14 protein-coding genes are annotated in these 19,519 nt (G+C 71.4%); 7 read left to right on the top strand and 7 right to left on the bottom strand.

The window, feature by feature from the left end:
• Positions 1 to 7: 7 nt before the first annotated feature.
• Entirely contained in the window at positions 8 to 1,255 is a 1,248-nt protein-coding gene (locus ABDW61_RS04880; protein WP_343636741.1) for a nucleoside recognition domain-containing protein, read from the bottom strand.
• A gap of 102 nt (positions 1,256 to 1,357) precedes the next feature.
• On the opposite strand from ABDW61_RS04880, the gene ABDW61_RS04875 reads away from it, so the two are divergent.
• Positions 1,358 to 2,629, top strand: coding sequence for a hypothetical protein (locus ABDW61_RS04875; RefSeq protein ID WP_343636739.1), 1,272 nt, complete (start codon positions 1,358 to 1,360; stop codon positions 2,627 to 2,629).
• A gap of 148 nt (positions 2,630 to 2,777) precedes the next feature.
• On the opposite strand, the gene ABDW61_RS04870 is transcribed toward ABDW61_RS04875, so the two are convergent.
• From ABDW61_RS04870 to ABDW61_RS04845, 6 genes are all read right to left on the bottom strand, one after another.
• On the bottom strand, positions 2,778 to 3,560 hold the full coding sequence (locus tag ABDW61_RS04870) for a MetQ/NlpA family ABC transporter substrate-binding protein (RefSeq protein WP_343636737.1): 783 nt from the start codon (positions 3,558 to 3,560) through the stop codon (positions 2,778 to 2,780).
• Between the two features lie 58 nt (positions 3,561 to 3,618).
• Positions 3,619 to 4,308 carry a methionine ABC transporter permease gene (locus tag ABDW61_RS04865; RefSeq protein ID WP_343636735.1) on the bottom strand — a complete coding sequence of 230 codons (690 nt, stop codon included), beginning with the start codon at positions 4,306 to 4,308 and terminating at the stop codon, positions 3,619 to 3,621.
• Positions 4,305 to 5,312, bottom strand: a complete 1,008-nt coding sequence (locus ABDW61_RS04860; RefSeq protein ID WP_343636733.1) for a methionine ABC transporter ATP-binding protein — start codon at positions 5,310 to 5,312, stop codon at positions 4,305 to 4,307. The genes ABDW61_RS04865 and ABDW61_RS04860 overlap by 4 nt, the downstream gene beginning before the upstream one ends.
• 271 nt (positions 5,313 to 5,583) lie before the next feature.
• Positions 5,584 to 6,183: a hypothetical protein gene (locus tag ABDW61_RS04855; RefSeq protein WP_343636731.1), complete on the bottom strand. Its 600-nt coding sequence runs from the start codon at positions 6,181 to 6,183 to the stop codon at positions 5,584 to 5,586.
• A gap of 97 nt (positions 6,184 to 6,280) precedes the next feature.
• On the bottom strand, positions 6,281 to 7,171 hold the full coding sequence (locus ABDW61_RS04850) for a carbon-nitrogen hydrolase family protein (RefSeq protein ID WP_343636729.1): 891 nt from the start codon (positions 7,169 to 7,171) through the stop codon (positions 6,281 to 6,283).
• Complete coding sequence (locus ABDW61_RS04845; RefSeq protein ID WP_343636727.1) at positions 7,168 to 11,334, bottom strand: YhdP family protein; 4,167 nt, start codon at positions 11,332 to 11,334, stop codon at positions 7,168 to 7,170. The genes ABDW61_RS04850 and ABDW61_RS04845 overlap by 4 nt, the downstream gene beginning before the upstream one ends.
• A gap of 74 nt (positions 11,335 to 11,408) precedes the next feature.
• On the opposite strand from ABDW61_RS04845, the gene glnE reads away from it, so the two are divergent.
• The 6 genes from glnE (at position 11,409) to ABDW61_RS04815 (ending at position 19,510) form a co-directional block, all read left to right on the top strand.
• Positions 11,409 to 14,171, top strand: a complete 2,763-nt coding sequence (glnE, locus tag ABDW61_RS04840) for a bifunctional [glutamate--ammonia ligase]-adenylyl-L-tyrosine phosphorylase/[glutamate--ammonia-ligase] adenylyltransferase (RefSeq protein ID WP_343636725.1) — start codon at positions 11,409 to 11,411, stop codon at positions 14,169 to 14,171.
• A 17-nt stretch (positions 14,172 to 14,188) separates the two neighbouring features.
• Positions 14,189 to 14,803, top strand: coding sequence for a rhomboid family intramembrane serine protease (locus ABDW61_RS04835; RefSeq protein ID WP_343636723.1), 615 nt, complete (start codon positions 14,189 to 14,191; stop codon positions 14,801 to 14,803).
• A 247-nt stretch (positions 14,804 to 15,050) separates the two neighbouring features.
• Complete coding sequence (locus ABDW61_RS04830; protein ID WP_343636721.1) at positions 15,051 to 16,502, top strand: TolC family protein; 1,452 nt, start codon at positions 15,051 to 15,053, stop codon at positions 16,500 to 16,502.
• On the top strand, positions 16,499 to 17,632 hold the full coding sequence (locus ABDW61_RS04825) for an FtsX-like permease family protein (RefSeq protein WP_343636719.1): 1,134 nt from the start codon (positions 16,499 to 16,501) through the stop codon (positions 17,630 to 17,632). The genes ABDW61_RS04830 and ABDW61_RS04825 overlap by 4 nt, the downstream gene beginning before the upstream one ends.
• A 26-nt stretch (positions 17,633 to 17,658) precedes the next feature.
• Positions 17,659 to 18,516 (top strand): ABC transporter ATP-binding protein, encoded by an 858-nt coding sequence (locus ABDW61_RS04820; protein WP_343636717.1) that lies wholly within the window; start codon positions 17,659 to 17,661, stop codon positions 18,514 to 18,516.
• Positions 18,517 to 18,592: 76 nt separating this feature from the next.
• Entirely contained in the window at positions 18,593 to 19,510 is a 918-nt protein-coding gene (locus ABDW61_RS04815; protein ID WP_343636715.1) for an HlyD family efflux transporter periplasmic adaptor subunit, read from the top strand.
• The last annotated feature ends 9 nt before the right edge of the window (positions 19,511 to 19,519 follow it).

Here is a 19,519-nt window from a genome sequence, read left to right as displayed (position 1 = left end):
GTTCAGCTCACTTGAAGAACCAGTACCCGACCAGGATCGCGCCCACCAGCCCGACCGCGTCGGCCAGCAGCCCGCAGGTCAGCGCGTAGCGGGTCTTCCTGATGTTGACGCTGCCGAAGTAGACGGCCAGCACGTAGAAGGTGGTCTCCGTCGAGCCCTGGATGATCGCGGCCAGCTTGCCCTCGAAGCTGTCCACGCCATAGGTCTTGAGCACGTCCACCATCAGCCCGCGCGCGCCGCTGCCCGACAGCGTCTTCATCAGCCCCACCGGCAGCGCCGGCACGAAGTCCGTCGGCAGGCCCAGTGCGGCGACGCCGGCGGCGATGCCCTTGACGACGAATTCCATGCAGCCCGTCGTGCGGAACACCGAGATCGCCACCAAGATCGCGATCAGGTAGGGAATGATCTGCACGGCGACGCCGAAGCCCTCCTTGGCGCCCTCGACGAAGGCCTCGTAGACGTTGATCCGGCGCCAGGCGCCCACGGCGATGAACATCACGATGATGCTCAGGATCACGCCGCTGCCCAGCAGCCCGATGTACTGCGACATCACGTCCGGCGGATAGCCGTGCAGCCAGGTGAAGACGCCGCCCATGATCGCGATGAAGCCGCCGACGAAGACCAGCACCGGCGCGCTCAGCAGCTTGATCCGCTGCACCCAGGCCACTGCCACCAGCCCCGACATGAAGGAGATGAAGGTGGCGATCAGCGTCGGCAGGAAGATGTCCGCGGCGTTGAATCCGACCAGACCCTGGTCCACCGCCATCGCCTGTCGGATCGCGATCACCGAGGTCGGGATCAGCGTGATGCCGGCGGTGTTCAGCACCAGGAACATGATCATCGCGTTGGACGCGGTGTCCTTCTGCGGATTCAGCTCCTGCAGCTCCTTCATCGCCTTGAGCCCGAGCGGCGTGGCGGCGTTGTCCAGGCCGAGCATGTTGGCCGAGAAGTTCATCACCATCGAGCCGCCGGCCGGATGGCCGCGCGGCACCTCCGGAAAGATGCGCGCGAAGAACGGTCCCATCGCGCGCGCGAACAGCTGGATCACGCCGGCGTTCTCGCCGACCTTCATCAGGCCCAGCCACAGGCTCATCACGCCGACCAGGCCGAGCGAGATGTCGAAGCCGGTCTTGGCGGTGTCGAAGATGCCGGTCAGCACCTGCGTGAAGATGGTCAGGTCGCCCTGGACGAGCCGCGCCAGCGCGACCGCGAAGCCGATCAGGAAGAACCCGATCCAGATGAAGTTCAGCACCATGGGCGCGCATTATTCCGGCGCCGGCGCGAAAGCCGTGTTCGTTGACTCAGGTCCTGCGGTTGTCATTGGCCGCGCCCGTTCTGTCCGCTGCTGAGACTTCAGATGCCACGTCTTCCCCTTGTCGCCATCACCGCGCTTTGCGCATTTCCTCTTGCCGCATCGGCGACCCTTCCTTCTTTCCCCTCATTCAGCGAGAGCGACGTCCCGCGAGACCGCGCGCCAAAGTGGCTGATCGACAGCTATCGCGTGAAGGAGCCTTTCTCACATTTCCGGTACTGCGGGGGAACCTTCATCTCCTCCGATGTGCTGCTGATGAGCAGTGATTGCCCAGGCGTGGCGGCGCTGGATGCGGTCGACGTCCCCGTTCCCCTGCCAGGCGGGTGGGCGAACCGGTCACATCCGGCCCGGGCGCTCGCGGAAACTCCCCATTGGAACGCGAGCGGATCTCCGTCGCCGGTCACCGTGATCAAACTGTGGGATGCCGCCCCGTCCTCCGAGCCCGCCCGCATTGCGTCCTACCGCGCCGCGCGGGAATGGCGCAAGCGGGGTGGGATCCTCAGTCTCCATCGAGCCGCGAGGGTCACGGGCGACTTCTATCAGCGGCGCACCGATGGGCCAGTGAGCGTGCGCGGGCTCAGCCGTGCCGTCGCGACCGCTCCAGTGGCCGATGGCGATGGCACAAGGAGTCCGTCATGGCGGCTGTGGCTGGGCGGAGGCATCTTCGCGGAAGGACGCGACGATGCCCGGATGCTCACAGGGATCCTGCGCAATGACGGGACGGCGATGCCGCTGGATGCGGTGTGGCCGCGTGTCTATCGGACCTTGCTGGACCATGGCGCTCGGGATGCCGCATGGCGTCTGGCCTGGCACGTGCTCGATCCGTATGAAACGGATCGGTACAGCGCGCGCGCCACGGGCATGAGCAACCGGACGCGCGATCCGGAGCCGATGACCGTGACGATCGCGGGCCGCCAGCCCCGGCTCGGATCGATCCATCCGTTCGAGAATCCATCAACGAAGGCCATCGAGTTCTTCCGGCTCGTGCGAGCCCCTGTCGATGGTCAGATCCCGGACATTCCCTTGGTGAACAGAGACACGGCGGACTGGGAATACCTGGGTCGGGATCTGCCCAGCCGTCAGGCGCTCTTCGCGACATTTGCCACCTGGAACGATGCGACCAGAAGGGGACAAACCGGCGACGTCTACGTCTATCCCAACCGGCACAACGGCGATGTCGAGTATTTCCGGCTGACGGCAGTGGACGGAGGAGGCACCGAGGGCACGTACGGTTATTTCCCCACGGACAAGAGGAACAACCAGTACTGGACCTATCTTGGTACCGACCTGCTGGTGGAGGACACCGCGCGGCGCTGACGCGCGAGTTCCACCAGTCGAGGCCATCGCGGGGCCGCCGTCGCGCCCATCCCCGGTTGCCGGATCGCCGGGCGGGCACCACGCGCGTGCGGACATGGGATCCTGCCGATGTGAATCAAGTGCCGGGCAGGCCGGCCGGCCCGCGGGCTCAGAACGCCGGAACGACCGCGCCCTTGTACTGCGTCTGGATGAAGCGCTTGACCGCGTCCGACTGCAGCGCGGCGGCCAGCTTCTTCACGGCCGGGGCGTTCTGGTTGTCGTCGCGGGTCACCAGCCAGTTGGCGTAGGGCGACTCGCCGCCCTCGATCGCCAGCGCGTCCTTGGACGGGTTCAGCTTGGCTTCCAGCGCGTAGTTGGTGTTGATCAGCGCCAGGTCGACCTGCGGCAGGATGCGCGGCAGCGTGGCGGCCTCGATCTCGCGGAACTTCAGCTTCTTCGGGTTCTGCGCGATGTCCTTGGTCGTGGACAGGATGTTGGCCTTGTCCTTGAGCTGGATCACGCCGGCCTTGTCCAGCAGCAGCAGCGCGCGGCCGCCGTTGGTCGGATCGTTGGGGATCGCGACGGTGCCGCCCTCGGGCAGCGCGGCCAGCGACTTGTGCTTGGCCGAGTAGGCGCCGAAGGGCTCCACGTGCACCGCGGCCACGGCCACCAGGTGCGTGCCCTTGCCCTTGTTGAACTCGTTCAGATACGGCTTGTGCTGGAAGAAGTTGGCGTCCAGGCGCTTCTCGGCAACCTGCACGTTGGGCTGCACGTAGTCGGTGAAGACCTTGACCTCCAGCTCCACGCCCTGCTTGGCCAGCTCCGGCTTGACCAGGTTCAGGATCTCCGCGTGCGGCACCGCCGTGGCGGCGACGCTCAGCTTCTCGGCCGAGGCGGTGCCGGCGGCGGCCAGCGACAGGGCCGCGATGGCGGCGGCGAACAGTTTTTTCATGATTCCAACTCCTCTGATGGATCGAATGTGCGGGGGAATGACGCGAGGCCGGCAGGCCTCACCGATGCGAGACGCGCGAGACCAGCCAGTCGCCCAGCATCTGCAGCAACTGCACGAGCACCAGCAGCAGCACGACGGTGACGACCATCACCTCGGTCTGGAAACGCTGATAGCCGAAGCGGATGGCCAGGTCGCCCAGGCCGCCGCCGCCGATGACGCCGGACATGGCCGTGTAGCCGACAAGCGTGATCGCGGTGACGGTGAGCGCGGAGACGATGCCGGGCAGCGCCTCGGGCAGCAGCGCCTGCCAGACGATCTGGCGCGTGCTGGCGCCCATGGCCAGGCCCGCCTCGACGATGCCGCGGTCGACGCCGCGCAGCGCGGTCTCGACCAGTCTCGCCAGGAAGGGCGTCGCGCCGACGACCAGCGGCGGGATCGCGCCCGCCACGCCCAGCGAGGTGCCGGTCACCAGCAGCGTGAACGGGATCAGCACGATGAGCAGGATCACGAAGGGCAGCGAGCGCAGCACGTTCACGGCGAAGGACAGCAGCGCGTACAGCCGCGGCGAGGACACCAGCCGCCCGCGATCGAACAGGAACAGCGCGATGCCCAGCGGCAGGCCCAGCAGCGCGGTGAACAGCAGCGAGCCGCCCAGCATCAGCAGCGTGTCGCCGCCGGCGGTGGCGATCTCGGGCCAGTCGATGGCGCGCAGGGTGTCGAGCAGGGAGGGGTTGGTGAGCGAAGTCATGCGCGCAACTCCTCGACCTGCACGCCGCGGTCGGCCAGCAGCTGGCGCGCCGCGGCGCGGTCGCCGCCGCTGATCGCGATCGTCAACTGTCCGTAGGGTTCGCGCTTGATGCGGTCGATGCGGCCGGCCAGGATGCCGAAATCCAGATTCGCGTGGCGGGCGACCTCGCCGAGCAGCGGCTCGTAGGTGCGTTCGCCGTAGAAGGTCAGGCGCCAGAGGCTGCCGGCGACATGGGCGTAGTCGTCGCGCTGCTCGCCTTCGTCGACATGCTCCGCGGCGAGCACGAAACGCCGCGCCGTGTCCGAGCGCGGATGCAGGAAGACCTGCGCCACGGGGCCGGTCTCGACGATGCGGCCGCCCTCGAGCACGGCGACGCGGTCGCAGACGCGGCGCACCACGTCCATCTCATGCGTGATGAGCACGATGCTGAGGCCCAGTTCGTCGTTGAGCTCGGCCAGCAGGTCGAGGATGGAGCGCGTGGTCTCGGGATCGAGGGCGCTGGTGGCCTCGTCGCAGAGCAGCACCTGCGGGTCCAGCGCCAGCGCGCGCGCGATGCCCACGCGCTGCTTCTGGCCGCCGGAGAGCTGGGCCGGGTATTTGTCCGCCTGGTCGGCGAGGCCGACGCGCGCGAGCAGCTGATGCACGCGCGGGGCGATGCGCGCGGCGTCCCAGCCGGCGATGCGCAGCGGCCAGGCGACGTTCTGCGCGACGGTGCGCGAGCTCAGCAGGTTGAAGTGCTGGAAGATCATCGCGATCTTCTGGCGGGCGGCTCGCAGGCCCGCGGCGTCCAGCGCCTGCAGATCCTGGCCGTTCACCGTGACACGGCCGCTGTCGGGGCGCTCCAGCAGGTTGATCACGCGCAGCAGCGTGCTCTTGCCGGCACCCGAGGCGCCGATGATGCCGAACACCTCGCCTGATTCGATCCGGAGATCCACGCCGGTCAGCGCCGGGACGCGGCGTCCATCGACGTCATAGGACTTGTGCAGGTGCTGGAGTTCGATCACGGGAGACGGGGCGGCGAAAAACCCGAGATCGTAGGGATAACCCGGAGTTTGGCAAGCATTCAATGCTTATATGCATATGCCGGGGCGGGTAGCGATGCTGCTGCCCTTCGACGTTCCCCCTCTCCCCTGCCCTCTCCCCCCGAGGGGGCGAGGGAGTTCATGCGAGTGGTGCTCGCTGATTCTGAAGGATGCTCAGCGCCGGCAAGAACTCCCTCGCCCCAACGGGGAGAGGGCAGGGGAGAGGGGTCTGCGCAGTCCGCTGCTGCTGGAATCACCCCGGCAGCGGCAGCGACGCCAGTTCGCGAACCAGTTCCGCGATGTTGTTGCGCAGCGCCGATTCCGTCGCGATGCGCAATTGCTCGGTCGGGCTGAGGCTGTCATCCAGCCCCGCCTTCTGCGTCGTGCGCAGCGTGCGCTGATACAGCACGTGGCCGCCGCCAGCGGCGCGTTCCGTCAGCGTGTAGCGGACCGAGATCGCCACCTCCGGCGCCACCGGCACGTTCGGCTGCGCGAGCGCGAGCAGCTCCACCTTGAGCTGATAGCGCCCGGTGTCCGGCACATCCGGCATCAACCCCAGCCGCCGCAGCGATTCCTGATACGTCTGGTTCAGCGTCATCGCGTTGATGCGGCTGCCCCACCAGCGCGAGGTCTCCTCGCCGCCGGCCACCGGCAGCAGGTCGATGTTGCGGCGCAGTTGCGGACTGATCCACGAGCGCAGCTGCAGCGAGTCCATGTCGGTCAGCGACGACTCCAGCGGCCGGGCTGGCGCGCCGCAGCCGGCGATCAGCGCGCAGGCGCACAACGCCGCAGCGAGCGGCGCGGCCAGCGATCGGACGGTGGGAGCGGTGAGAGCGTGACGGCGGTCGAGCATGCCGGGCATCTTGCCTCCGCGAGCCGGGCGTCGATCGCCCGAAGTGGACCGGATATCGGGACCGGCGACGCGGACTGCCCCGCCGCCGGCCGCGTGCTCAAAGCCGCCGGTGCTGCAGCGCCGGCAACTGCTCCCGCACCTGCGCGATGCGCGCCGGATCGAGCTGCGCGACCGCGACGCCTTCGCCCTCGGGCACGCAGGCCAGCACCTCGCCCCAGGGGTCGACGATCATGCTGTGGCCCCAGGTGCGGCGGCCGTTCTCGTGCGTGCCGCCCTGCGCGGCGGCGATGACGTAGGCCTGGTTCTCCACCGCGCGGGCGCGCAGCAGCAGCTCCCAGTGCGCCTGCCCCGTCGTGAAGGTGAACGCCGCCGGCACGCTGATCAGGTCCAGCGGACGCGGTCCGCCGAAGTTCATCGCGCGATAGAGCTCGGGGAAGCGCAGGTCGTAGCAGATCGACAGCCCGATGCGCAGCGCCGGTCCGCCGGCGATGGCCGCTTCCATCGTGACCGGCGCTTCGCCGGCCTGCAGCACGCGGGCCTCGTCATAGCGCTCGCGGCCGTTGTCGTAGCAGAACAGGTGCAGCTTGTCGTAGCGCGCCGCCAGCGAGCCATCGGGCGCGAACACGCAGGTGGTATTGCGCACCCGCTCGGCCGGCGAGGGCGCGCCGTCGATCGCCATCGGCAGCGTGCCGCCGAGGATCCACACGCCGTGCTCCTGCGCCGCGCGGCTGAGCGCGCCCTGGATCGGCGCGCCCAGGTCGCCAGGCTGCTCCGCGAAGGGCAGCTTGTCGGTGTCCTGGTGGCCCATCAGGCAGAAGTACTCGGGCAGCGAGACGAGCCGCGCGCCCTGGCGCGCCGCCTCGGCGATCCAGTGGCGCGCGCGGGCCAGGTTGTCCTCGAGCCGCGGGCCCGAGACCATCTGGACCGCCGCGACGGTGACCGGCGCGGCTGGCGCGCCGAGTGTGCTGGAGCTGCTGGACTTGGTCATTGGACGGCTTCTCCTTGCGCGGTCGCGTTGTAGCTGCCCTGGGGCTGCGCGCGGCGCGGCAGTTGCTCGATGCGGGGATCGGACCAGGTGCCGGTGACGCGGAACTCCTCGGTGTTGGCCGCCGCCAGCGGCTTGCGCAGCAGCCACTGCGCGAGGAAGGCGCCCAGCCCGATCGCCGGATTCACCGCCGCGTAGGCGAGCGCGGCGCCGCCGGCATTGATCTCGGGCAGCACCAGCACGTGCAGGTCCTGGGTCTCGGCCGCGAGGTCGGCGCTGCCTTCCATCAGCACCGCCGCCTGCAGGCCCTTCATGCGCAGGTTGTCGCTGCGGGCCACGCCCTTGGCGATGCGGATGTCGCCGGTGACGCTGTCGAAGGCGAAGCCCTCCGAGAACACATCGCGGAAGTCCAGCATCAGGCGCCGCGGGATCGACTGCAGGCTCAGCACGCCCAGCAGCCGGCCGACACCGGGCTCCGCTTTCAGGAATTGGCCCGACTCCATCTCGACATTGAGCTGGCCGCCCATGCTGGCGTAATCCGGCGACAGCGGCGAGCCGTTCCAGGCCACCTGCCCGGTCAGCACGCCCTTGCCGCCGCGCAGCACCTGGCCCTGGCCCAGGCGCTCCATCAGCTTGCCGCCGTCGGCGACCTCGAGCTTCCAGTCCAGTTCGGTCCGGCGCGTCGGCAGGCCGGACTCCGGCGCCCATTTGCCGGAGGCGCTCAGCGTCGCGTCCGCGCTCTTGAGCACCAGGCGGTTGAGCTTCCAGTCGCGCGCGTCGCTCTGCTGCTGCGCGTCGATCTCAAGCCGGCCCAGGCGCTTGCCGCGCAGCTCGAAGTCCTCGACGACGATGTCCAGCGTCGGCACCGAGCGCGGCTGCTTGTCGAGCAACTGCTCGACGCCATCGACGTCGCTGCGCGGCACCGACAGCCGCGACAGCCGCGCGTAGACGCGGCCGGGGAGGTTGGGTTTGGCGGCGCGGACCTCGATCAGGCCGCTGAGCTGCTGCGCGTCCATCGACACCCGCCAGCCCGCGCCCGCGTCGTGCGAGACGCCGGCCGTGACGCCGTTGAGCGTGCGGCCCGACACCTGCAGCGTCTGCGCCTTGATCGTCAACTGCGAGGGCGAGTAGCCGCCCTCCGGCGCCGCTTCGAGGCCGCCGGCGTCCTTGTCGCCGGTGAGGCCGGGCAGCGCGGTCTGCCAGGCGTCGGCATTGAACTGGTCGAAGCTGGCGCGCGCGATCACGCCCTGCGCGGGCAGTTCGGGCAGCTTTTCGCGCACCGCGATCGCACCGCGCAGCACCTTGGCCTCATGCGTGACGTCGCGCTGGTAGAGCGCCTGCACCGGGCCGGCCTCGACGCGCAGCTCGTCGCGCTGCGTGCCGGCCGGGGCGCTGGTGGCCCGCGTGGCGACGCGCAGCGGCCAGCTTTCCTCCGGCGCCTTGTGCATCGGCGCCGGCAGGTTCAGCGCGATGCCCTGCATCGGGCTGGTCACCGTCACCTCGGTCTGCCCGCCCTTGAGCACGCCCAGTTCGAAGCGCACCGAGGTCTGTCCCGACATCGCCGAGGCGACCGTCTGCAGGCCGATCTCGGGCGCATTGCGCAGCGCCTCGGCGGTGACCGTGCCCTGGGCGCTGAAGCGCATCGTGCCGTCGGGCTGGCTGCCGCCGTCGAAGCTGGCGTCGCCGCCCAGCACGCGCGCCTGGCCGCCGCGGATCTGCAGGCCCTTCTGGTCGAAATCGACCCGTGCCCGGGCCTGGCCCAGCAGTGGCGTGTCGGGGCGGATGCGCACGTCGTTGCCGGTCAGCGCGACCTGACCTTTCACCGTGGTGTCGTCGATGTGCATCAGCGGCAGCCGCAGGTTGAGCTTCAACGCCATCGGGCCGGTGGCGGTGGTCGTGTCCAGCACATGACTGGTCAGCCCGGCCACCGGCGAGTTCTTCACGTAGCGCAGCGCGTCGGCCAGCGCGCCGCGCGCCTGGCCATCGATCTCCAGCACCGGCGCGTGGTGGTAGAGGTCGGGGATGGCGCCCTGCACGTTGACCAGGTCCACGCCCATCAGCCTGGCCTTGCCATTGCGGATGTTCATCGCCGCGCGGTCGAAGATCAACTCAGCATCGAGCTGCTCCATCTGCGGCCATGGCGACTGGAAGGCCGGCTGGTCGCCCTCGGCCGGATGGCTGGGCACGTAGGCCAGCGTCAGACCGCGCACCTGGCCGGAGACGCGGAACTGGCCCTTCGTGCGAGGCGCGTCGAAGGGGAAATCGATCAGGTCGCCCTGCAACCGGACCTGGATCTTGTGAACGCTGCCATCGCGGATCGCGTCGCGCACGTAGCGTCGCGCGTCCTGGCCCATCGAGGCCGGCAGGTAGCGCAGCACGCGCGGCGCGCGGATCTCGTCGATGCGCCCGGTCAGGTCCAGCCGGCCCGAGTCGTGCGGGCGCTTGCCGTCGCCGCTCTGCCAGGAGCCGTCGATCTCGGCGCGCAGGTCGTCGTTGACGATCCGGACGTCGTCGAACTGCACCGTCCACCGGGTGCGCGGCTCGCCGGGCGCCGAGGCGGACGAGGCCACCGGCGCCGCCGCCAGCGGGCTCGCCGCCAGCGCCGTGGCCGGCGGCGCGCGCTTGCCCGCGCCGAAGACCGGATGCTGCGCGCGCCAGCGCAGCGTGGCCTGCGCCTGCTTCACCGGCATGGCCGCTTCCTCGAACACGCCGGGCAGCGTGAGCTCGCCGTCATGGATCGCGAGCGTGGCGGTGCCGCCCTGCTCGTTGGCGTCGAATTGCAGGTCGGCGCCGCGCACGCCGGGGCGCCCGGTCGGCGGCGCGGAGCCCGGCTCGGCGGGCGGCTGCGGCTCGGCGGCCGTCAGCCGCAGGCCCTGCAACTGGCCCTTGGCCCGATAGCCGCGCGGCGCATCGAGCGGGCCGTCCCAGTTCAGATGCACGGCATTGAGCGCGCCCGACGGCTGCATGTCGGCGATCAGCTGGCGCTGCGACTCGGCCAGCGGCAGCCGCGCCAGGATCTGCGCGCCCAGCGCCAGGTCGAGCTGTTGAGCCTGGAAATCTCCGCCGGTCACGGCGCCGGTCTTGGGATCGCGCTTCACGTTCAGCGCCCAATCGGAGCGCGGCCAGTCCAGTCCGTCGCCGGCTTCGAAGCCGAGCTGCTTCGCTTCCAGCGACAGCGATTGCGGCGTCTGCTTCAGCACCAGCCGGCCGCCGATCTTCGCGAGCTCCAGCTCCGGCAGCCCCGGCGCGACGCGCAGCCGCACGGCGCGCAGGCCCATGTCCAGCGTCAGGTTGCGCGGTTCGCCGTGGTCCAGGTCCAGCCAGGCGCGCAGCGCGCCGTCGCCCTCGTTGAGCTCGAAAGGGAGGTCCACGTAGCGGCGCAGCTCGCGCACGTCGGTGCGCGGCAGGTGGCCGAAGAGCTGGCCGCTCCAGCGCTGCACCGCGCCCGGCCGGTCCAGCAGCGATTGCGTGAATTCGCCGCGCAGCGTGAAGCGCTCGCCCCAGCCGGCCGGCGGCGTCGCGTCCAGCCGCAGGCGGTGGCGGCGCAGGCCGTTGCGCAGCACCAGGTTCAGGTCGAACAGCTCCAGCGGCGGCGCCCCGCGCAGCTCGTCCACCCAGCGGATGCGGCCGTGCAGGATGGCGAACTCATGCTGCTCGAAGAACCAGTCGGTGGCGGCCTCGGAGGCCTGGGCATCGGAGGGGCCGTCGACGCTGAGGCCGGCGACGAAGACCCGGCCCTGCGCGTCGCGGCGCAGCAGCAGCTCGGGGCTGTCCAGCAGCAGTTGGGAGAAGCGCAGCTCCAGGGCCAGCAGCGAGCGCGGCGACAGCGCGGCGCTGATGCGCGGCAGGTGCAGCGCGTCGCGGCCGGCGGCGTCGACGACGCGGACATCGCGCAGGTCCAGCGTCGGGGTCCAGCCGGAGGATCTGGCGCTGATCGCGCCAATGCGCACCGGTACCCCCAATGCCCGGGTGGCTTGCTTTTCGAGCTCGGGCCGCCAGTCGTCGATGTGGGGCAGAATCGCCCAGTGCAATGCCAGCCAGGCCGCGATCAGCAGGGAGACGACCCCCAGCGAAGCCAGTCCGAGCCAGAGGGCGCAGCGTGTCCACCAGCGTCGCGTCGCGACCGCGGATCCGGAGTCAATACGGGTGACGGCGGGCGAAGACATGTAAGAGGGGACGGCGGTCGTCGAATCTAGCACAGCCATTCCCGGCCATGAGCCAGCGAGAGCTTTCTTTACCGATGGATTCAGTTGCCCCGGCCACCCCCGATACGGCGCGCGTTTCGACGCCCGCCGCCTCCGCGGACCACAGCCGTTTCGTTCAGCGCATCCGCCGCCGTTACGCGGCCGAACTCCCCTTGCTCGCGCCCGGCCTGCCGGACGACGCCGTCATGCGCGCGCTGGTCGAGCGGCTCGTTGGCGACGGCCGCCCGCTGCCCGCCGCGCTGCGCGTGATGCGCCAGCTCGTGATCGAGCGGCTGGCGGTGCTCGACGTCGAACAGGGCGCGCCGATGACCGGCATCACGCAGGCGATGACGCACCTGGCCGAAGTGGCGCTGGACATCGGCGTCGCGCACTGCCGCGCCGAGCTCGACGCCCAGTACGGCGCGCCACGCGACGCGGCCGGCCAGGACATCGACTTCTGGGTCGTGGGCATGGGCAAGCTCGGCGGGCGGGAGCTCAACGTCTCGTCCGACATCGACCTGATCTACGTCTACGAGGAAGACGGCCAGACCGACGGGATCGAGGGCCGTCAGAAGATCTCCGCGCACGAGTACTTCGCGCAGCTGTCGCGGCGGCTGTCGACGCTGATCGGCGACGTCACCGAGGACGGCCAGGTGTTCCGCGTCGACCTGGCGCTGCGCCCGAACGGCAATTCCGGCCCGCCGGCCGTCAGCATGGCGATGCTGGAGGAGTACTTCCTGGTCCAGGGCCGCGAGTGGGAACGCTTCGCCTGGCTCAAGAGCCGCGTGGTGGCGCCGCGCGCCAGTGTCAAGAGCGGGCGCGCGATGCAGCTGCGCAGCCTGGTGACGCCCTTCGTCTACCGGCGCTACCTGGACTACGGCGTCTTCGAGGGCCTGCGCCAGCTGCACCGCAAGATCCGCGACGAGGCGCAGCGCCGCGCCGCCGGCCGGCCCGAGCGCGCCAACGACGTGAAGCTCTCGCGCGGCGGCATCCGCGAGATCGAGTTCATCGTCCAGCTGCTGCAGGTGGTGCGCGGCGGGCAGTTCCCCGAGATCCGCACCCGCTCGACGCTGAAGGCGCTGCAGCGCCTGGCCGCGCGCGGACTGATGAAGCCCGAGACCGCCGCCGCGCTGGCCAAGGGCTACGACTTCCTGCGCCGCGTCGAGCACCGCATCCAGTACCTGGACGATCAGCAGACCCATTGCCTGCCCGCGGCCGACGAGGACATCGGCTGGATCGCGCGCAGCCTCTGCCTGACCTGCAACAGCCACGCCTGTCCGCTGCTGGACAAGCTGATGGAGGTGCGCGAGCTGGTCGCCACCGAGTTCGACGCGCTGCTGCATGACGGTGTCGCCCCGGGCGGCGGCGGTTGCCGCAACGGCATGTGCGGCGGTCCGCCGCTGCCGATCGACAGCGAGGAATTCCTGGAGAAGCTGCAGCCCGAGCTGGCCGCCAACGTGCGGCGCTGGGCGCAGCAGCCGCGGGTGCAGGGCCTGCGCGAGGAATCGCGGCTGCGCCTGGCCAAGCTGGTCGGCCGCGCGGCGCTGGCGGTGCGCCAGGGCGAATGCACGCTCGACGCGGCGCAGCGCTTCGTCGACTGGATCGAGCCGCTGCTGCGCCGCGAGAGCTACCTGGCGCTGCTGGTCGAGCGGCCGGCGGTGCAGGGCCGGCTGCTGCGTCTGCTGGGTCTGGCGCGCTGGCCGATGCGCTACCTGATGCAGCATCCCGGCGTCATCGACGAACTGGCCGATGCACGCCTGCTGCACGAGCGCTTCGACGGCGCGGCCTTCATCCAGGACCTGCAGGCGCGCCACGACGCCTGGGCCGAGCATGGCGAGGCGAGCGAGGACGCGCTGCTGGACAGCGTGCGCCGCGCGCATCACGCCGAGGTCTTCCGCACGCTGGTGCGCGACGTGGAAGGGCAGATCAGCGTCGAGCAGGTGGCGGACGAGCTGTCGCTGCTCGCCGACGCGACGGTGCAATGCGTGCTGGACTGGGCCTGGGACCGGCTCAAGCAGAAGCACCGGCCGTCGCCGCGGCTGGCGGTGATCGCCTACGGCAAGCTGGGTGGCAAGGAGCTGGGCTACGGCAGCGACCTCGACCTGGTCTTCCTGTTCGACGATGACGACGACAACGCGGCCGAGATCTACGGCGCCTTCATCCGCAAGCTGATCACCTGGCTGACGCTCCGCACCGCCGCGGGCGAACTGTTCGACATCGACACCGCGCTGCGGCCCAACGGCAACTCGGGGCTGCTGGTGACCTCGATCACCTCGTTCGAGAACTACCAGGGCGGCCGCGGCAGCAACACCGCGTGGACCTGGGAACACCAGGCGATCACGCGGGCGCGCTTCTGCGCTGGCGACGCGTCGCTGGCCGAGCGCTTCGAGGCCACGCGCCGCGCGGTGCTGACCGCGCCGCGCGATCCGGCCGCGCTGCGCGACGAGGTCGTCGCGATGCGCGAGAAGCTGCGCGCCGCGCGCGCGGTCAAGGCCGGACTGTTCGACGTCAAGCACAGCGCGGGCGGCATGGTGGACGCGGAGTTCGCGCTGCAATACCTGATCCTGGCGCATTCGGCGCGGCATCCGGAGCTGCTGGCCAACGCCGGCAACATCGCGCTGCTGCAGCGCGCCGAGTCCTTCGGACTGCTGCCGTCCCCGGTGGGCCGCGAGGCGGCCGATGCCTACCGCGAGCTGCGTCGCGTGCAGCACCGGGCGCGCCTGAACGAACAGGCCACCGCGCTCGACGGCGAGGCGGCCGAGGCGCTCGCGCCGCAGCGCGACGCAGTGCTGGCGCTCTGGCGCGCCGTCTTCGGCTGAAGCGGCGCGGAGGACCGATGCCGGGCCGCGCGTGGCTGCTCGTCGCGATGGCGCTGGCGGTGGGCGCGATGGCCGCCTGGATCCAGCCGCCCCAGGTTCAGGCCGCGATGGCCTGGCAGCCGGAACTCTTCGCGCGCGAGCCGTGGCGCGCGATCAGCGCGGCGCTGCTTCATTGGAGTCCGCAGCACCTGATCGCCAACCTCGCTGGCTGCGCGGTGGTGGGGCTGCTGGGCGTCGCCGCGCGGCTGACGGCGCGCGATGCGGCCGCCTGGCTGCTCGCCTGGCCGCTGACGCAGATCGGACTGTTGATCGAGCCCGCGCTGACGCGCTTTGGCGGCGCTTCCGGCGTGCTGCACGCGGGCGTGGCCGTCGCCGCGATCGGGATGATGCGGATGCGGGCCTCGCATGGCCGGGAGCGCGTCATCGGCGGGCTCATCGCGCTGGGTCTGGCCGTGAAGGTCGCGGCGGAGCGGCCCCTGTCCGGGCCGCCGCTGCGCGCCTGGGACGGCTGGGACATCGCGATCGCGCCGCTGGCCCATCTGACCGGCCTGCTGGCCGGCGTGGCGGCCGCGCTGTGCTGTGCCTTGGCCGCGCGGGCCTGGACGCGCCGGCGGCGGGGACTGTCATGGTGAACCGCTAGCATCGCGGAATGGGCGGCGCGGTTCTCCATCGAAACTCCATATATTCGCAGCGCGGCCTCCATCGTCGCCGACCAGACTCCGCTGCGCCGGCGCCGGGAACCTGGCCCCTCCTGCAATGAGCCCCCGCTGTGTCCGGCCCCCATTTGCCACGTCTTCCGTCCCGCCCCGTCAGGCGGATCCCGCGCGACGCGACCCGAGCCGGTCGTCGCGTTCGCCCTTCCGGGTTCGCCGCTTCCTGATGTCTGCCCCGTCCCGCCCCTTGGCCCTGAACGCGTTGCCCGTCCTGACGGCGGCGCTGCTGGCCGCCTGCGCCAGCCCGCCGCCGCCGGCGCTGCCCGGCGCGGCGCCCCAGGCCTGGTCCAACGCCGCCGCGCTGGCGCAGACGGCGCCCGCCGCCGCGCAGGCGCCGGCGGTCTCGCTGCGCGGCTGGTGGAAGGCCTTCAACGATCCGGTGCTGGACGCGCTGGTGGACAAGGCGCTGGCGCGCAACCTCGATCTCGCGCAGGCGGCGGCCCGCTTCAAGCAGGCGCAGGCGCTCGCGGGCGGCGAGCAGACGCGCTTCCGCCCCACGCTGAGCGCCAACGCCAAGACGCTGCAGGACACCTCGGCCACCGACACCTACGTCCACGCCAGCCTCAACATGGTCTGGGAGCTGGGCCTGTTCGGCGAGGCCGAGAGCGTTTCCCAGGCCTCGCGGGCCAGCCTGTTCAGCGCGCAGGTGCGCGGGCAGGCGCTGCGGGTCACGGTGGTGGCGGAGGTGGTGCAGCGCTACCTCGAGCTGCAGGTCCAGGCCAATGCGCTGCGCCTGCAGGACGAGGCGCTGGCGCTGGAGCAGGACGCGCTGCGGCTGGACCAGGCGCGCAAGGAGGCGCGGCTGTCCACGTCCGATGAGGCTGAGCAGATCGGCATCCGCGCCGCCCAGATCCGCGCGACGCAGGCGTCGATGCGCGACGCCCAGGAAGTCGCCGCGCGCGCGCTCGCGACGCTGCTGGGCGAGCCGTCGCCCGATCCGGCGTGGAAGCAGCTCGCGGCCGGCAGCGGCCCGGCCTCGCTGCGCCTGGCCGAACTGCCGCCGGACCTGCTGCGCACCCGCCCCGACATCCAGACCGCCGAAGCCGGCGTGCTGCAGGCCGCCGCCGATCTGGGCATCGCGCGCTCGGCGCTGTACCCGCGGCTCTACCTGGGCGGCTCCTTCCTGTACGCCTACAACCTCACGTCGAACCGGCGGACCAGCTCCGGCAGCGAGCCCGCGCTCGGGCCGGTGATCGACATCCCGCTGTGGGACTGGGGCGCGCGCCAGTTGCGTGTCGAGGCCAACCAGCATGAACTCGACGCCGCGCTGATCGGCTACCGCAAGGCGGTGCTGGACGGGGTGAGCGAGGTGGAGGTCTCGCTGTCCAGTCTGGCGCGCACGAGCGAGCGCGTCGCGGCGCTGGAAGCCGCCTGCGGTGGCGCCGAGCGCCGCCTGGGCACGCAGGCCACGCTGCAGGGGCTGGGCCTGTCCAGCCGTTTCGACCGGCTGGACCTGCAGCGTCAGCAGCTGCAATTGCAGAACGAGCTGGCGGCCGCGCGGCATGCGCGCTCGACCGCCTTCGTCGCGCTCTACAAGGCGCTCGGCGGGGCGCCGCTGCCGGAGGGCTGGGTCGACCTGCCCGACATGCCGGGCCGCGGCGCGGGAGGCCGCTCGTGATCGCGCTGGCCCGCAAGACGCTGGTCTACGAATGGCGGCGCTTCCTGCCGGTCGTCGTCTCGATCGGCTTCTCCGGCGTGCTGCTGCTGGTGCAGGCGGCGCTGGTGCTGGGCATCTTCGGCAGCGCCTCGCTGTACGTGACCGCGTCCTCGGGCGACCTGTGGGTCGGCTATCCGGGCACGCAGAGCGTCAACTTCGGCCGCGCCGTCAGCCCGGACCTGCCGATGCGGCTGCGCATGGATCCCGCCGTCACCGCCGTGGAGCCCTATCTCTGGGTCGACGCCGACTGGGCCGCCGAGCGCTCTGCCGGCAACGTGTCGGTCTACGTCTCCGGCATCTCCACGCAGCGCGACGCGATGATGTTCTCGCGCCTGCTGCCCGCGGCGCTGCGTGAACGCCTGCGCGAGCCCGGCGCCGTCATCGTCGATCCTGCCGACCTGGACACGCTGGCCGTCGAGACCGGCGGCCGCGCCTGGATCAACGCCCATCCGGTGCGGGTGGTGGGCACGCTGGCGGGCCTGCGCGGGCTGGGCGGCGTCAACATCCTGACCTCGCTGGACACGGCAGCCGCGATCGGCGGCCGCGGCGTCGACGACGGCGCGACCTACTACCTCGCGCGCACGGCCGATGCGGCCGCGGCCCAGGCCGCCCACGACCGGCTGCGCCGTCCGGACAGTCGCTTCGGTCCCTACGAGGTCTGGACCGCCCAGGCCTTCGCCGAACGCACGCAGCGCTACTGGCTGGTGGACACCGGCGCGGGCGTGGCGGTGCTGTTCATGTCCATCATCGTGTGCGCGGTCGGCGCGCTGATCACGGGCCAGTCGCTGGGCGCGGCGATCGCCAGCTCGGCGCGCGAGTACGCGACGCTCAACGCCATGGGCGTGAGCCGCGGCACGATGGTGCGGGTGGTGCTCGAGCAGGCGGCCTGGCTGGGCGGCGTGGGCGTGGTGCTCGCGGCGCTGGCCGGCACCGCGCTGCTGGTGGTGGCCCACGCCCATCAGGTGCCGGTGGCGATGACGCCGCTGGTCGGCCTGGCCTGCGTGGGCGTGGTCGCGGTGCTGGTGCTGCTCTCCAGCGTGTCGGCCGTGCGCCGCCAGCTCGACATCGAGCCGGCGATGCTGCTGCGATGACCGCGCCCGCGACGCAGGAGAGCCCCATGCCCGCCACCCATTCCTGGACCACCCCGGACGCCGGACCGCACGGCGCCTTGCCGACGATCGAGGCCAGGGCCTTGAGCAAGTCCTTTTCGACCGGCGCGCAGCGCGTGGACGTGCTGCGCGAGGTGTCGGTGTCGGTGCTGCCCGGCGAGTTGACGCTGGTGGCCGGGCCGTCGGGCTGCGGCAAGAGCACGCTGCTGGCGCTGCTGTCCGGGCTGCAGGCGCCGGACGGCGGCTCGGTCGTCGCCTGCGGCGAGGACCTGTCGACGCTGAGCCGCCGCGAGCGCGAGCGCTTCCGGCTCAAGACCAGCGCCTTCGTGTTCCAGAACTTCAATCTCTTTCCGGCGCTGACCTCGCTGGAGCAGGTCCAGCTGGCGCTGAGCTGCATGGGCATCGATCGCGCCGAAAGCGCGCGGCGCGCGCAGGAAGCGCTCGAGGAGGTCGGCATGGGCCACCGGCTGCGCATGCGGCCGGCCGAACTGTCCGGCGGCGAGAAGCAGCGCGTGGCGATCGCGCGCGCACTGGCCAAGCAGCCGCGGCTGCTGTTCGCGGACGAGCCGACCAGCGCGCTGGACGCGGCCAGCGGCCAGGTCGTCATCGACCTGCTGCACCGCATCGCGCGCGCGCACGGCTCGACGGTGCTGTGCGTGAGCCACGATCCGCGGCTGCTGCGTCACGCCGACCGGGTCATCGAAATGGAAGATGGCTCGCTGCTGGCGGATCGGCGGCTCACACCGCCGCCCAGCCCGGCCGCGTCTGCCTGCGCGCATCCCTCCGCCGTTTCCACCGCCGTTTCCGCCGCCGTTTCCGCCGCTCTGCCTGTGACTCCCGCGACTCCCGCGATCTCCAACCCGTGACGACCCCATGCCGTTTTCCGCGCGAGCCCTGAGCCGCCCCTTCACCGCCCGGACCGCTGATCGGTCCGGGTCCCGGTTGCCCGAACGCAGCCCGCTGCTCGCCGCCGCGCTGTGCGTGCTGGCCGCGCTGCCGCTGGCCGGCTGCGACCGGGCCGCGTCCAGCGCTCAGGCCGCCCCCTCGGCCGCCGCCCCGGCCAGCGGCGCCAAACCCGCGCTGGCGATGGCGCGCGGCCGCATCGATGTCGAGGGGGGCCTGCTGCGGCTGTCGCCGGCCACGTCCGGTGTCGCGCAGCAGGTGCTGGTGAGCGAAGGGCAGCGCATCAAGCGCGGCCAGACGCTGGTGATGCTCGACGCCCGGCTGGCCGATGCGGACGTGCAGGCCGCCGAGGCCGAATTGAAGGCCGCGCAGGTGCGCCTGCAGGTGCTGCGCGACCGGCTGCCGGCGCTGCGCGCCGCCGCCGAGCGCCTGCGCAAGGCGGCCCAGGCCGGTGCCGCGCAGGGCGTGCTCGGCGACGAGGCGCAGCAGAAGGTCGAGCAGGCGCAGTCGGAGGTGGCGATCGCCGACGCCGACCTGGGCACCGCCAAGGCCCGGCTCGCGCAGGCCGCCGCGCGGCGCGACCAGCTCGTACTGCGCGCGCCCGAGGACGGCCTGGTGCTGTCCGTGGCGGCGCATGCGGGCGCGCTGGTGCAGGCCGACACGCCGGCGATGGTGCTGCTGCCGTCGCGCAAGCTGATCGTGCGCGCCGAGGTCAACGAGAGCTTCCTGCCCTCGATCCGGCCGGGCATGCGCGCCGTCGTCCAGGGCGACGGCGAGGCCGCTTCGGCCCCATTCCCCGCCGCGCGCGTGCTGCGGCTGAGTCCGCTGTTCGGGCCCAGCCGGCTGCAGGACGATCAGCAGCGCGGCCCGGTGCGCACCGTCGAGTGCGTGATCGAATTCGAATCCGAACCCCAGGCCCGCGTGGGCCAGATTGTGCGAGTGAGTTTCCATGAGTAGCGCCGTGCC

This window comes from Roseateles sp., from assembly GCF_039595595.1.
GTDB lineage: Bacteria > Pseudomonadota > Gammaproteobacteria > Burkholderiales > Burkholderiaceae_C > Roseateles.
The sequence above is the reverse complement of the archived record's forward strand: the minus strand, read 5'-3'. Positions and strand labels throughout refer to the sequence as shown.

Coding starts and splice junctions, on each gene's coding strand:
- ABDW61_RS04845 (WP_343636727.1), bottom strand. CDS start 11,334: ATGTCTTCGCCCGCCGTCACCCGTATTGACTCCGGATCCGCGGTCGCG.
- glnE (WP_343636725.1), top strand. CDS start 11,409: ATGGATTCAGTTGCCCCGGCCACCCCCGATACGGCGCGCGTTTCGACG.
- ABDW61_RS04820 (WP_343636717.1), top strand. CDS start 17,659: ATGCCCGCCACCCATTCCTGGACCACCCCGGACGCCGGACCGCACGGC.
- ABDW61_RS04855 (WP_343636731.1), bottom strand. CDS start 6,183: ATGCTCGACCGCCGTCACGCTCTCACCGCTCCCACCGTCCGATCGCTG.
- ABDW61_RS04830 (WP_343636721.1), top strand. CDS start 15,051: ATGTCTGCCCCGTCCCGCCCCTTGGCCCTGAACGCGTTGCCCGTCCTG.
- ABDW61_RS04865 (WP_343636735.1), bottom strand. CDS start 4,308: ATGACTTCGCTCACCAACCCCTCCCTGCTCGACACCCTGCGCGCCATC.
- ABDW61_RS04870 (WP_343636737.1), bottom strand. CDS start 3,560: ATGAAAAAACTGTTCGCCGCCGCCATCGCGGCCCTGTCGCTGGCCGCC.
- ABDW61_RS04850 (WP_343636729.1), bottom strand. CDS start 7,171: ATGACCAAGTCCAGCAGCTCCAGCACACTCGGCGCGCCAGCCGCGCCG.
- ABDW61_RS04880 (WP_343636741.1), bottom strand. CDS start 1,255: ATGGTGCTGAACTTCATCTGGATCGGGTTCTTCCTGATCGGCTTCGCG.
- ABDW61_RS04875 (WP_343636739.1), top strand. CDS start 1,358: ATGCCACGTCTTCCCCTTGTCGCCATCACCGCGCTTTGCGCATTTCCT.
- ABDW61_RS04835 (WP_343636723.1), top strand. CDS start 14,189: ATGCCGGGCCGCGCGTGGCTGCTCGTCGCGATGGCGCTGGCGGTGGGC.